The following is an 11,957-nucleotide window of genomic DNA, read 5'->3' as shown; positions in this document are numbered from 1 at the left end:
TCGTAAAAGGGGTGGCTTTCGGCTGTCGATCTTGACGGACGAGAGCTTTAAAAGGGGAGGTGTGTATGGAATGGTTGACGTTTGTTGTGGTCGATCCTGTTAAGGCCATGCTGGTGAGGGTATGGAGTTACGTACCCACTATAGCGGGCGCCATCTTTATTTTAGTAATAGGCTGGCTTATCGCTAAGTTGTTAGAGGCGGTAGTTATAAGAGTGCTTAAAGCCGCGCAGCTTGATTCGGCGAGCGATAAGGCAGGCATATCCAATGTACTGGCGCACGGCGATATCAAGATAACCCTGTCCGAATTGATAGGGGCGGTGATATACTGGGTCATCGTATTGATAGTGTTGGCGACGGCTTTAGGGACGCTTAATCTAACTATCGCCGCTGATCTTGTGGCAAAGCTCGTGGAATACGTGCCGAACCTGTTAGGCGCGATATTCATCATGATCGTAGGGGCTTTCCTGGCTAATTTCATAGCTACTATAGTGCGTACGGCTGCCGGCAATGCCGGTATAAACAAGGCAAAGCTGTTGGCTAAAGTGACGCACATGGTCATTGTGATATTTGCGATCATTATAGCCATTGAACAGCTGAAGATAGCGTCGACTCTGATAGTGCTTGCAGTGAATGTGATATTGGTGTCGATCGGCCTGGGCATAGCGATCGCGTTCGGTCTTGGCTGCAAGGATATCGCCGGCAAGTTCGTTAAGGATATTGTCGATAACCTGAAGAAATAAGATAGTCAGGATTTATTTTTTCATCGAGGGGGCGTTTTAAGACGTCCCCTCGCTTTTTTTATGAATAGAATTCTGCGGTTATTTCCTCTATAATATATCTCATGGTAACCTCATTATATATTCATGTACCGTTTTGTAAAAGGAAGTGCGTCTACTGCAACTTTTATAGTGATATTTATGAAGAGGAGGTTGCCTCTTCGTACATGGATGCACTGGCATCACAAATTCAGCAACTCGAATATAATATTTCTAGTATATATATAGGAGGGGGGACCCCCACGGCGTTAAGCACATGTCTCTTCGAAAAGATGCTGAAAAGCCTTAAACCGCTTGTCAAAAATGTTTCCGAATTTACAGTTGAAGCCAATCCGGAAAGCCTTGACGAGGAAAGGGTTATGATCATGCTGGATTCAGGCGTAAACCGTATTAGCATTGGGATGCAATCAATCGATGACCGGAAACTAAAAAAGATAGGCAGGATACATAATAGCAGAAAGGCTGTTGAATCGGTCCATCTCGCCGCTAAGAGAGGATTCAAGAATGTAAGCATCGATCTCATATTCGGGCTTTGGGGCGAAAGCGCGGAGAGATGGAAAAAGGAGCTGGAAGAAGCGGCAAAGCTTCCCGTAACTCACGTCTCCTGCTACGAACTGACCTACGAAAAAGGCACCCCTCTATTTTTTGCCGCATCCAATAAAAGCATTACGCCGCTGGAGGACGAGTCTGTCGCGGGGATGTATGAGCTGGCCATAGACATGCTCAGCCTGAGAGGCTTCAAGCAGTATGAGGTCTCTAACTTCGCGCTCGAAGGATGTGAGTCAAAGCATAATCTTAACTACTGGGATAATGGTCAGTATCTGGGGTTGGGCCCTTCGGCGTTCTCATACATCGGCGGGGTAAGGAAGAAGAATGTGTCGGGCATAAAAGATTATATAATCAGGGCGGAGAATGGCAACGACCTTACGGATTTTAGCGAGAAGCTTCCTCCGCTTGAAACGGCGAAAGAGACCGCAGCCGTGAAGATCAGGACTAAAGGCGGAATCGATTTTGAATGGTTCACGGCAAAGACTGGTTACGATTTTAATAAGATCGAAAGAAATGCCATCGCAGAGCTTATTGAAAAAGGACTTATTAAGTACAAAAAGGATAATAATGTTCCAACCGGCATATGCCTCAAACGAAAAGGATTCCTCTTCTGTGACACCGTTTCCAGCGCGCTGCTGTAGATTATTTACCACCAAACAATAAAATATTTTACTCTTCATATGAATACTTTTGTGATACAATAATTTTTGAAAATTAATCGAAAGGATGACTACGATGAAGAGATTGGTGCTGCTGAGACACGGCGAAAGCGTATGGAATAAGGAGAACCGCTTTACCGGATGGACGGACGTCGACCTCTCCGAAAAGGGCATGGCTGAAGCGAAAAAAGGCGGCCAGGCGCTCAAGAAAGAGGGGTTTGTATTCGACGCCGCGTACACATCCGTATTGAAAAGGGCCATTCGGACATTGTGGGTCACCCTTGATGAGATGGACCTTATGTGGATACCGGTCTATAATTCCTGGAGGCTGAACGAGAGGCACTACGGCGCGCTGCAGGGATTGAACAAATCGGAGATGGCCTCGAAATACGGGGAAGAACAGGTTCTTATCTGGAGGCGGAGTTACGACGTCCGTCCGCCGGCCCTGGAGAAGAAAGACCCGAGGAACCCGGCCAAAGACCCGCGCTACAAAGACCTGGCTGAAAAGGATGCGCCTCTTACGGAATGTCTTAAGGATACAGTCGCGCGGTTCCTGCCTTACTGGCATGAGGCTATCGCGCCCGCGGTGAAATCCGGCAAGAGGATCATAATAGCGGCGCACGGGAATTCGTTAAGGGCGCTGGTAAAATATCTGGATAATGTTTCCGACAAAGATATCGTAGGGATGAATATCCCTACAGGACTTCCGTTAGTATATGAACTTGATGATAATCTGAAACCGTTAAAGAGTTATTATCTCGGTGATCCCGAAGAGGTGAAAAAGGCTATGGACGCAGTCGCAAACCAGGGCAAAGCAGCGAAAAAATGAGGCAAGGAGGAGTTAACGTGAAGATTAACAGGGCGCTCATAAGCGTGTCGGATAAGTCCGGTCTGGAGGATCTTGCAAAGGTTTTGAATAAATTCGGCGTTGAGATACTATCGACGGGCGGGACGGCTAAGGCCATAAGGGCTCTCGGTATTAACGTAAAAGACGTTTCCGAGCATACGGGTTTTCCCGAGATGCTCGACGGCAGGGTGAAGACGCTTCATCCGAAGGTCCACGGCGGGCTGTTGGCGCTGCGCGATAACAAAGAACACATGGAGACCGTTAAGAAGTATGGGATCGGCCTTATAGATATGGTTGTCGTCAATCTCTATCCTTTCGAGAAGACGGTAGCGAAGCCGGGCACTAAACTTGAAGAGGCGATAGAGAATATAGACATCGGCGGGCCTTCAATGCTGAGAAGCGCGGCAAAGAACCACAGGAGCGTATGTGTAGTGTGCGATGTCGCCGATTATAAGAGGGTCATCGAAGAGATGGAGAAGCGAAACGGCAGCGTATCGGAGGACCTTTTAGTCGAACTGGGAGTGAAGGTATTCCAGAAGACGTCGTGTTACGACGCGGCGATATACGCATATCTGAAAGGGCAAGGGGCCGATGGCCAGGACGAAGATTTCCCGCAGGCGCTCGATTTAAAATTCAAAAAACTTCAGGACCTGAGATACGGAGAGAACCCGCACCAGAAGGCGGCATTTTATAAAGATGAAGCGGCCAATGAGCCAAGCGTCTCCTGCGCGGCGCAACTTCACGGCAAAGAGCTTTCTTTTAATAACATAATCGATCTTAATGCGGCCCTTGAAATAGTGAAAGAATTCGAAGCGCCTGCCGCGGCCATAATAAAGCACACCAACCCTTGCGGGACGGCCGTTGCCAAAACCCTGAAGCAGGCTTACATAGACGCGCTTGATTGCGATCGTCTCAGCGCTTTCGGAAGCATCGTCGGGTTCAACCGCCCTGTGGATATAGAGGTGGCGAATACCATCCTCAAGGAAGCTGATTTTGTCGAATGCATAATAGCGCCGTCGTATGAAAAAGGGGCGCTCGATGCATTGCGGACAAAAAAGAACCTGCGCCTTCTGGAAGTGAAGAATTTTGGCCCTTCGACAGGCTCAGGGCCGAATCCTGAGCTTGTCGAAGGATTCGGCTCAAGACCAGGCGCTCCGGATAGGGACATGAAGAAGGTCGTGGGAGGCATTCTTATCCAGGACAGGGACCTGGCGCATATCAAAGAGTCCGATCTTAAGGTTGTCACCAAAGCCAAGCCGACAAAAGCTCAGATAGAGTCGCTGCTTTTCGGATGGGTGGTCGCCAAACACGTCAAATCCAACGCGATAGTGTTGTGCCAGGGCACGAAGACAGTTGGCGTAGGAGCCGGACAGATGTCCAGGGTGGTTTCTGTCAAGATCGCCGCTGAAAAGGCGGGAGCAAAGTCGAAGGATTCCACGCTCGCCAGCGACGCGTTCTTCCCTAAAGAAGACGGGATCGAGCAGGCAGCGCAAGCCGGCGCCAAGGCCATAATACAGCCGGGCGGATCGATACGGGACGCGGAGGTCATAAAGATGGCCGACAAACTCGGCATAGCAATGGTCTTTACGGGAGTACGGCATTTTAAGCATTAAAAACAATAGTAACCAGAAACCAGAAAGGAAGTAACCAGAAAAGAAAAGTGGCAGTTTGACTATTCTGGTAACTGGTAACTGGTAACTGGTAACTATCTTATCCCATGACTTACCCCGAAGCCCTGGAATACCTTAACGAATTCACCAATTACGAGAAGCTCAACAGCTACGACTATAATAGATCGTTTAGATTAGACAGGATGAGGAAACTTTCATCTCTCCTCGGAGATCCGCAAAAAGGCATAAAGTCTATCCATGTGGCGGGAACGAAAGGTAAAGGTTCGACCTGCGCCATAACATATTCAATATTAAGAAAATCCGGATTTAAAGTAGGGCTCTATACATCTCCTCACCTTTCGTCTTTCTGCGAGAGGATCAGGATAAATGAAGCCTTCATAAAAGAAGAGGATGTGGGAAGGCTTCTGGATAATGTAAAGGGCGCGCTGTCGGAGATGGGCGCGGAAGCGCCGTCCTTTTTTGAGGTCTACACAGCCATCGCTTATCTTTATTTCAAGGAAAATGCCGTTGATCTTGCAGTCTACGAAGTCGGCCTCGGCGGCAGGCTGGACGCGACTAATATCATAGAACCGCTCGTCTGCGCCATTACGCCGATAAGTTACGAGCATACCGATAAATTGGGTCATACGCTCCGTGAGATAGCCTATGAAAAAGCCGGGATAATCAAAGATGGCCTCGTATGTGTTACCGCGCCGCAGGAAGAAGAGGCGATGGAAACCATCAAAGACGTCTGCAAACGCAAAAACGCAAAGCTGGTAGTAGTCGGAAGAGATATAAAATTTAAAGAACTGGAGAGCGCGGAAGAGAAAGAGGTCTTCAATGTATCCGGAATGGCGGGCGAATACCTCGCGTTGGAGACGAAGCTTTTAGGCGCCCATCAGGTCATCAACGCGGCGACGGCCGTCGGGATCGTGGAATCTCTCGGCGATCATGGCATAGCGGTATCTCCGAAAGCGATAAGAGTCGGGATCGCCTCCGCCAGGTGGGACGGCAGGCTTGAGGTAGTGTCGAAGAGGCCCCATATCGTGCTGGACGGCGCGCAGAACGCCGCAAGCGCGAGGGCGCTTGCCGATTCCGTTAAGACGATATTTAAATATAAAAAATTAATACTTGCGCTCGGCGTTTCAAGCGACAAAGACATAGAGGGGATACTGAAAGAACTTTTACCGATAACGGATTCTGTTGTATTGACAAAGTCCCGTATTGCCGAACGCTCGCTCGACCCGGCAAGGATGAAAGCATTGATAACATCCAAAAATTCGGTTGTTACCTCGAATGTTGAAGAAGCCGTGAGACAGGCAAAGTCAAAGGCCGGAGCAGAAGATCTTATACTGATAACGGGTTCGCTATTCGTGGTGGGCGAAGCGCGGGAAATATTGACGGGAAGCGGCCTATGAAAAATAATAGTCCAGACGATACTATTGCCGCGCTCTCCACGCCGATAGGCGAGGGAGGTATAAGCATAGCCAGGCTCAGCGGGCCAAAGGCGCTCATGATCGCGGATGCCGTATTCGCTTCAAAAGATAAAGATAAGCCTTCCAAATTTAAGACTTACACAGTCCATTACGGCCACATAGTAGATGAAAAAAACAGGGTAGTTGATGAAGTCCTTTTGACCGTTATGAAGGCTCCGAAGAGCTATACGAAAGAGGATGTTGTGGAGATAAATTGCCACGGAGGAATCCAGGCGGCGAAGAGGGCCCTTGAACTGATATTGGAACGCGGGGCGCGTCTGGCCGAGCCCGGAGAATTTACGAAGCGCGCGTTCCTTAACGGCAGGCTCGACCTGGCGCAGGCGGAAGCGGTCCTGGACGTCATCAGATCCAAGACCGAAGGATCCCTGAAGGTCGCGATGAGCCAGCTTGACGGCGGACTTTCGAATAAGGTGAACGCGATACTTGATTCCATGATCGATGCAGCCTCGCAGATAGAGGCCTCTATAGATTTTCCGGAAGAAGACATAGAGATAATAGAGAATTCCGGGCTGGTAAAAAAGGTTGAAGGCGTTATACGCGGATTGCAGGATCTTGTCCGCACATACCGGAGCGGCGCAGTGCTAAGGGAAGGGGTGCTGGCGATAATCTGCGGCAAGCCGAACGTCGGCAAATCAAGCCTGATGAACCTGCTGTTGAACAGGGACAGGGTCATAGTCTCTCCTATACCGGGAACAACGAGAGACGCTGTGGAAGAAGTCATAAACCTTAAAGGTGTTCCAGTCAGGCTTGTGGATACGGCGGGCATAGCCGATGCGAAGGACGCGCTCGATAAGGAGGGCGTGAAGCGGAGCAAGAAGTACCTGGATCTCGCGGATATAGTGATCCTCGTGCTCGACGGCTCTACCGCGATCGGAAAAGAAGACCTGGATATAATAAAATTGGCACTCGGCAAGAAGAAGATAGTGGTGATAAACAAATCCGACCTTCCGAAAAAGACGGACGCGAAAAAAGCCAAAAAGTTTTTCAAGGATGATAAGATAGTCGAGATATCGGTTGGGAAGAGACGTAATATAGGAACGCTGGAGAAGGAGTTGCTTGGGGCCGTATGGAGCGGAGAGTATGACCAGGGCGAATCGGCAGTAGTGGCGAACGCGCGCCACAAAGAGCTTCTTGACAGGGCGCTCGATAATATGCTATCAGTTAAGAAGGCGCTTGCAAAGAGAACGCCCTGCGAGCTGGTCGCTGTCGATTTGAAGGAAGCGCTGTATCATCTGGGGCTCATAGTCGGCAAGTCTGTCTCGGATGATATCCTCGATAGGATATTTGAGCAATTCTGTATCGGAAAATAAAGGTAAAAGGAAAAAGTGAAAAGGCAAAAGTGTTGTGTACTTCGCACCTATATTTAAGGTCGCGACAGCGACACACGACTTTTACATTTTTCCTTTTGACTTTTTACTTAGAACCGTAATTTAATAGGAGCTATATATGGACAAAAAACGGATCGAAAAGGCTGTTAAAGAGATATTGATCGCGGTCGGAGAGGACGTTAAGAGGCCCGATATCAAAGATACCCCAAAGCGCGTCGCGGAGATGTATGAAGAGATATTGGGCGGGACGGGCATCAACCCCGGCAAAGAGCTCGAGGTGGTATTCGAAAAAGATCATGATGAGATAGTGCTGTTAAAAGGCATACCTCTTTATTCGATATGCGAACATCACCTGCTGCCGTTCGTAGGGAAAGCGCATGTCGCTTACCTGCCCAGCAATAACAAGGTCACGGGCTTAAGCAAACTGGCCAGGGTGGTCGATATCCTATCCAGGAGGCTGCAGGTCCAGGAACGCCTTACCACCGATATAGCCGATATAGTAATGAAGAAACTCAACCCTAAGGGCGTCCTGGTTATAATAGAGGCCGAGCACCTCTGCATGAGCATGAGGGGTATAAAGAAACCCGGCGTCCTTACCATAACGAGCGCCGTACGCGGCGTCTTTAGGCGGAACGAAAAGACCAGGGCTGAAGCCCTGGCTCTTATAAAGGGTTGATAGAAGGCTTATTTGGCTTGGCCTCGGTCGGAGACCTCGGCACGTTGTAGATCGACTTACTTATTTGGCTTGCCGAAAGATTTCCAGAGAAAACGCCTGGCTACGTGATCATATATTATCGGCGTGCTTTCAGCGGGCGTCATCACTTTCTTTTCGTAAAATCCGATCGTGTCTTTCCAGAGCGTCTTATTTGTTCTGGAGTCCGCTATCACGAATTCCGCGTCCATCTCGACGTAGTTTTCCGTTGCTGACGCAGCGGCGTCTAAGAGCATAGCTTGCGGGCTTGGGGAAAACTTGAGTGGGCCTTTTTCGAGATACTGGTATTTCTTAACGGTGCATGATATGCATATATCGCTTTGTTCGATAGTCTTCGCTATATGGAACGTGACGGCTTTTCTGGCAAGCAACGATTTTTCCACCGTTTTCTCTAATTCTCCCATTACCAGCTGATTCTGCCCGGATTCATTAACGAAATCTTTCATGAAAACTTTTATAGGATTTCCTTTATTAATCAGGTACGACAGCTCGTTGCTGCCCGCTAAGCATATGGACGGCGCCAAAAGCGCCGTTACTATCGCTATTGCGGTAAGCGCCAACAGTTTTCTCATGACCGCCCTCCTCGCGTTATATGCTATATTCTATTTGAATAACCGGATTTTATATATTATAATATAAAGCTAATATGATTGCAAACCTAATTGAGTTCAGCCACAACTACATATTCTGGACATCGGCGGCCGCATGGTTCATAGCGCAGACGATAAAGGTCCTGCTTGGCGTGTTCAGGGAAAAGAAGTTCAACTTCCGGTGGTTTGTCGGCTCCGGCGGCATGCCCAGTTCTCACGGCGCCGCGGTATCGTCCCTCGCGACGTCGGTGGGTATTACATATGGTTTTGATTCCGCGCTGTTCGCTATAACCGTTACGTTCACCCTCATAGTCCTTTTCGACGCGCAGGGCGTAAGGCTCGCCACGGGCCGGCAGGCCAATATATTGAATAAGATGCTGGAAGATATATACTGGAAAAAGAAATTAGACGAAGACAAGCTGAAAGAGTTCATCGGCCACACGCCCATAGAAGTCTGGGCGGGCATGGTCCTGGGCATCCTCGTCTCATTGCTGTTCTATAAGTGATAACTTTTAACGGGGGCAATATTAAATGGATAAGAGATTCCTGATTGTCGGCGCGGTTATATTATTCTTAATAACGGCCTCTGTCCTAGGGTACATTATAATTTCAACGAAAGCCCCATCAGGGGCGGCTGCGTCGTCCGCGGCGGTTATTAATCAATCCGTCATGAAGCTGGGCGACATCAAGAAATTGCTCGAGCAGGGCCAGACCGAAACAGCGTTAAAGAACCTGAAGATACTTATAGTGAAGTCGCCCGGATCGGCCGAAGCCCTGACGGCTTATTTTTTGCTCGGATCCACATACGAAAAATCCGGCGAGCTGCTGAACGCGAGGGACGCCTACCAGAAGTTAGTAGAGAAGTTCCCGGCGTCGGGGGAGATATTGAAAGCGCAGGAGGCGCTGGAGAATGTGAACGTGCAGATATTGTTCTCGCCTATACCGACCCCGGACTCTGTTTCTTATGAGGTGCAGAAGGGCGACACGCTGACCAGGATCGCGAAAAAATACGGCACCACCGTAGAGTTGATAGCAAAGGCGAACGGCCTTAAGAACAACGCTATCAGGGTAGGGGAAAATATCAAGATTAATAAATCCAGGTTCAGCATAGCGGTCGATAAGTCACAGAATATATTGACGCTTAAGGACAATGAAAATATATTGAAGACATACAGGGTCTCTACCGGCAAAAATTCATGCACGCCGGTAGGCACGTTCAAGATCACGACCAAGATAGTCGATCCGCCATGGTATCCGCCCACCGGAGGGGTGGTTCAGTCCGGGGATCCTAAGAATGTGCTCGGTTCCAGGTGGCTCGGTATATCCAAAGAGGGGTACGGGATCCACGGGACGATAGAGCCCGAATCGATAGGCAGGAGCGTCACAGAAGGCTGCGTGAGGATGAAGAACGCGGAAGTCGAAGAGTTATATACCATAGTCCCGGAGGGGACTGAAGTGCTGATCGTCGACTAAAGATTCGCGGATGTTGCATAAGGTTACATCAGGTTCCATGAGGTTACATAAGGTTGCGAGTTTTAAAAATATTGAGTGCTGGCGGTAACATTATGTAACCTTACGTAACTTTATGTAACGTTACGTAACTTATCGCGGAATCTATTGGAGTATCACATGGCTATACATGTTTACGGGTTGGAATTCGAGAAGCCCATATTAGAGCTGGAGAGGAAGATAGGCGAGCTCAGAGGGTTCACCGCCCATAAGGACATAGACATATCCGGGGAGGTAACAAGACTCGAGGAGAAGCTCTCTCGCATAAAGAAAGAGATATATGATAACCTGACTCCGTGGCAGAGGGTGCAGATAGCCCGTCATCCCAAAAGGCCGTATACACTTGACTATATAGATATGATGATGACGGATTTCATAGAGATCCACGGCGACAGGCATTACGCCGACGACAAGGCGATGATCTGCGGCCTGGCGAAAGTGGGCGGTGAAAATATCGTAGTTATAGGACACCAGAAGGGGAAGGATACCAAAGAGAACCTTGAAAGGAATTTCGGCAGCGCGCATCCGGAAGGGTACAGGAAGGCTATCCGGGTGATGAAGATGGCCGAAAAGTTCAGCCTGCCGGTAATTTCGTTTATTGATACGCCGGGAGCGTATCCGGGGATAGGCGCTGAAGAGAGGGGCCAGGCTGAGGCGATCGCGTACAATTTAAGAAGGATGGCCGACCTGGCTACGCCGGTGATCATATTTGTTATCGGGGAAGGCGGATCCGGCGGGGCGCTCGGCATAGGTATCGGCGACAGGACATATGTACTTGAAAATTCATATTATTCGGTGATATCCCCCGAAGGGTGCGCGGCCATATTGTGGAAGGAGCGCTCGAGAGCGCCTGACGCGGCCGCAGCGCTGAAATTGACGGCGAAAGATTTATTTGAAATGCAAATTATCGATGGTATAATAAAAGAACCTCTCGGCGGGGCGCACAGGAATCCTCAGGAGTCGGCCGATAACATAAAGAAGGTAATAAAGAAGGACCTGGCCGAGTTAAAGGGCCTGTCCGGGACCAAATTGCTGGATATGAGGTACTCCAGGATACGGGCGATCGGTAAATTCACGGAAAAATAGAACGGAGCTAAAGCGATTATTATAACTGTTCCCAGCGAGATAAAGTATGTAAAAGAAATCTCTTCGAAGATCACTAAAAGCCTTTTGCCATATAAATTGGAAGAAGAAGCGCTGTTCGATATAAAGTTATGCGTGGAAGAGGCCGTCAGGAACGCGATCGTCCACGGCAACCGATCGAACAGGAAATTACCGGTCAAGGTGGATTGCAGGGTCGATGACGGTATCCTTAATATCGAGGTCGAGGACCGGGGAGCGGGTTTTGACCATAAGCTCCTTCCGGATCCTACCAAGGATGGAAACATCCTCAGGAATTCCGGCAGAGGCGTATATCTTATATTGAAATTGATGGACAAGGTCGAATTCAATGAATCAGGAAATAGAATAAGGATGATAAAAAGATTCAGAACATTAGACGCGTGAAAGGCGAAGCAGAAAAGGAGATGATTTATGGCCGTTAAGATAGAATCCAAGAACGGATTGACTGTATGTAATGTAGACGGCGAGATAGATATAAACTCAAGTCCGGCTATAAAGAAGTCCTTCGACAAGCTGCTTTCCCAAAAGACGCCAAAGATAGTTATAAACCTGACCAAGGTCACTTATGTGGACTCATCCGGGCTTGCGACTCTGGTGGAGACACTAAAGAATATGAAAGCTTACGGCGGAAGACTGCGGTTAACCGGCCTTTCTCCAAAGATAAAGAGCCTCTTCGAGATAACCAAGCTCGAGAAGCTGTTTGAAATAATGGCAGACGAAGAAGAAGCCATCTCAACGTTCATGTAGCGAGGCCGTCAT

13 protein-coding genes are annotated in these 11,957 nt (G+C 48.8%); 12 read left to right on the top strand and 1 reads right to left on the bottom strand.

Features of this window, described 5'->3' with window-relative positions:
* Positions 1-65 precede the first annotated feature (65 nt).
* From WC592_00735 to folE, 7 genes are all read left to right on the top strand, one after another.
* The gene (locus WC592_00735; GenBank protein ID MFA4980982.1) at positions 66-740 is read left to right on the top strand and encodes a hypothetical protein; all 675 of its coding nucleotides are present in this window, start codon (positions 66-68) and stop codon (positions 738-740) included.
* Between the two features lie 101 nt (positions 741-841).
* Entirely contained in the window at positions 842-1,966 is a 1,125-nt protein-coding gene (gene hemW / locus WC592_00730; GenBank protein MFA4980981.1) for a radical SAM family heme chaperone HemW, read from the top strand.
* Positions 1,967-2,060: 94 nt separating this feature from the next.
* On the top strand, positions 2,061-2,813 hold the full coding sequence (gene gpmA, locus WC592_00725) for a 2,3-diphosphoglycerate-dependent phosphoglycerate mutase (GenBank protein ID MFA4980980.1): 753 nt from the start codon (positions 2,061-2,063) through the stop codon (positions 2,811-2,813).
* Positions 2,810-4,444, top strand: a complete 1,635-nt coding sequence (gene purH, locus WC592_00720) for a bifunctional phosphoribosylaminoimidazolecarboxamide formyltransferase/IMP cyclohydrolase (protein ID MFA4980979.1) — start codon at positions 2,810-2,812, stop codon at positions 4,442-4,444. The genes gpmA and purH overlap by 4 nt, the downstream gene beginning before the upstream one ends.
* Before the next feature lie 104 nt (positions 4,445-4,548).
* Positions 4,549-5,859, top strand: coding sequence for a folylpolyglutamate synthase/dihydrofolate synthase family protein (locus WC592_00715; GenBank protein ID MFA4980978.1), 1,311 nt, complete (start codon positions 4,549-4,551; stop codon positions 5,857-5,859).
* Positions 5,856-7,247: a tRNA uridine-5-carboxymethylaminomethyl(34) synthesis GTPase MnmE gene (mnmE, locus tag WC592_00710; protein MFA4980977.1), complete on the top strand. Its 1,392-nt coding sequence runs from the start codon at positions 5,856-5,858 to the stop codon at positions 7,245-7,247. The genes WC592_00715 and mnmE overlap by 4 nt, the downstream gene beginning before the upstream one ends.
* A gap of 136 nt (positions 7,248-7,383) precedes the next feature.
* The gene (folE, locus tag WC592_00705; protein MFA4980976.1) at positions 7,384-7,941 is read left to right on the top strand and encodes a GTP cyclohydrolase I FolE; all 558 of its coding nucleotides are present in this window, start codon (positions 7,384-7,386) and stop codon (positions 7,939-7,941) included.
* A 56-nt stretch (positions 7,942-7,997) separates the two neighbouring features.
* On the opposite strand, the gene WC592_00700 is transcribed toward folE, so the two are convergent.
* Positions 7,998-8,549 carry a hypothetical protein gene (locus tag WC592_00700; GenBank protein ID MFA4980975.1) on the bottom strand — a complete coding sequence of 184 codons (552 nt, stop codon included), beginning with the start codon at positions 8,547-8,549 and terminating at the stop codon, positions 7,998-8,000.
* A gap of 74 nt (positions 8,550-8,623) precedes the next feature.
* Between WC592_00700 and WC592_00695 the strand changes: the two genes are divergently transcribed.
* The 5 genes from WC592_00695 (at position 8,624) to WC592_00675 (ending at position 11,945) form a co-directional block, all read left to right on the top strand.
* Positions 8,624-9,073: a divergent PAP2 family protein gene (locus WC592_00695; GenBank protein ID MFA4980974.1), complete on the top strand. Its 450-nt coding sequence runs from the start codon at positions 8,624-8,626 to the stop codon at positions 9,071-9,073.
* Positions 9,074-9,098: 25 nt separating this feature from the next.
* Entirely contained in the window at positions 9,099-10,040 is a 942-nt protein-coding gene (locus tag WC592_00690; protein ID MFA4980973.1) for a L,D-transpeptidase family protein, read from the top strand.
* A 156-nt stretch (positions 10,041-10,196) separates the two neighbouring features.
* On the top strand, positions 10,197-11,162 hold the full coding sequence (locus WC592_00685) for an acetyl-CoA carboxylase carboxyltransferase subunit alpha (protein MFA4980972.1): 966 nt from the start codon (positions 10,197-10,199) through the stop codon (positions 11,160-11,162).
* A gap of 15 nt (positions 11,163-11,177) precedes the next feature.
* A complete protein-coding gene (locus WC592_00680) occupies positions 11,178-11,582 on the top strand; it encodes an ATP-binding protein (GenBank protein MFA4980971.1) in 405 nt (134 codons plus the stop codon).
* Positions 11,583-11,609: 27 nt separating this feature from the next.
* Positions 11,610-11,945, top strand: a complete 336-nt coding sequence (locus WC592_00675; GenBank protein ID MFA4980970.1) for an STAS domain-containing protein — start codon at positions 11,610-11,612, stop codon at positions 11,943-11,945.
* Positions 11,946-11,957 lie beyond the last annotated feature (12 nt).

This window comes from Candidatus Omnitrophota bacterium (assembly GCA_041648975.1).
GTDB lineage: Bacteria > Omnitrophota > Gorgyraeia > 2-01-FULL-45-10 > 2-01-FULL-45-10 > JAQUSE01.
The sequence above is the reverse complement of the archived record's forward strand: the minus strand, read 5'-3'. Positions and strand labels throughout refer to the sequence as shown.

What these genes read in the sequence shown, in the direction of transcription:
- mnmE (MFA4980977.1), top strand. Translation starts at nt 5,856, where the DNA reads ATGAAAAATAATAGTCCAGACGATACTATTGCCGCGCTCTCCACGCCG.
- hemW (MFA4980981.1), top strand. Translation starts at nt 842, where the DNA reads ATGGTAACCTCATTATATATTCATGTACCGTTTTGTAAAAGGAAGTGC.
- folE (MFA4980976.1), top strand. Translation starts at nt 7,384, where the DNA reads ATGGACAAAAAACGGATCGAAAAGGCTGTTAAAGAGATATTGATCGCG.
- WC592_00675 (MFA4980970.1), top strand. Translation starts at nt 11,610, where the DNA reads ATGGCCGTTAAGATAGAATCCAAGAACGGATTGACTGTATGTAATGTA.
- purH (MFA4980979.1), top strand. Translation starts at nt 2,810, where the DNA reads ATGAGGCAAGGAGGAGTTAACGTGAAGATTAACAGGGCGCTCATAAGC.
- WC592_00685 (MFA4980972.1), top strand. Translation starts at nt 10,197, where the DNA reads ATGGCTATACATGTTTACGGGTTGGAATTCGAGAAGCCCATATTAGAG.
- WC592_00715 (MFA4980978.1), top strand. Translation starts at nt 4,549, where the DNA reads ATGACTTACCCCGAAGCCCTGGAATACCTTAACGAATTCACCAATTAC.
- gpmA (MFA4980980.1), top strand. Translation starts at nt 2,061, where the DNA reads ATGAAGAGATTGGTGCTGCTGAGACACGGCGAAAGCGTATGGAATAAG.
- WC592_00700 (MFA4980975.1), bottom strand. Translation starts at nt 8,549, where the DNA reads ATGAGAAAACTGTTGGCGCTTACCGCAATAGCGATAGTAACGGCGCTT.
- WC592_00735 (MFA4980982.1), top strand. Translation starts at nt 66, where the DNA reads ATGGAATGGTTGACGTTTGTTGTGGTCGATCCTGTTAAGGCCATGCTG.
- WC592_00695 (MFA4980974.1), top strand. Translation starts at nt 8,624, where the DNA reads ATGATTGCAAACCTAATTGAGTTCAGCCACAACTACATATTCTGGACA.
- WC592_00690 (MFA4980973.1), top strand. Translation starts at nt 9,099, where the DNA reads ATGGATAAGAGATTCCTGATTGTCGGCGCGGTTATATTATTCTTAATA.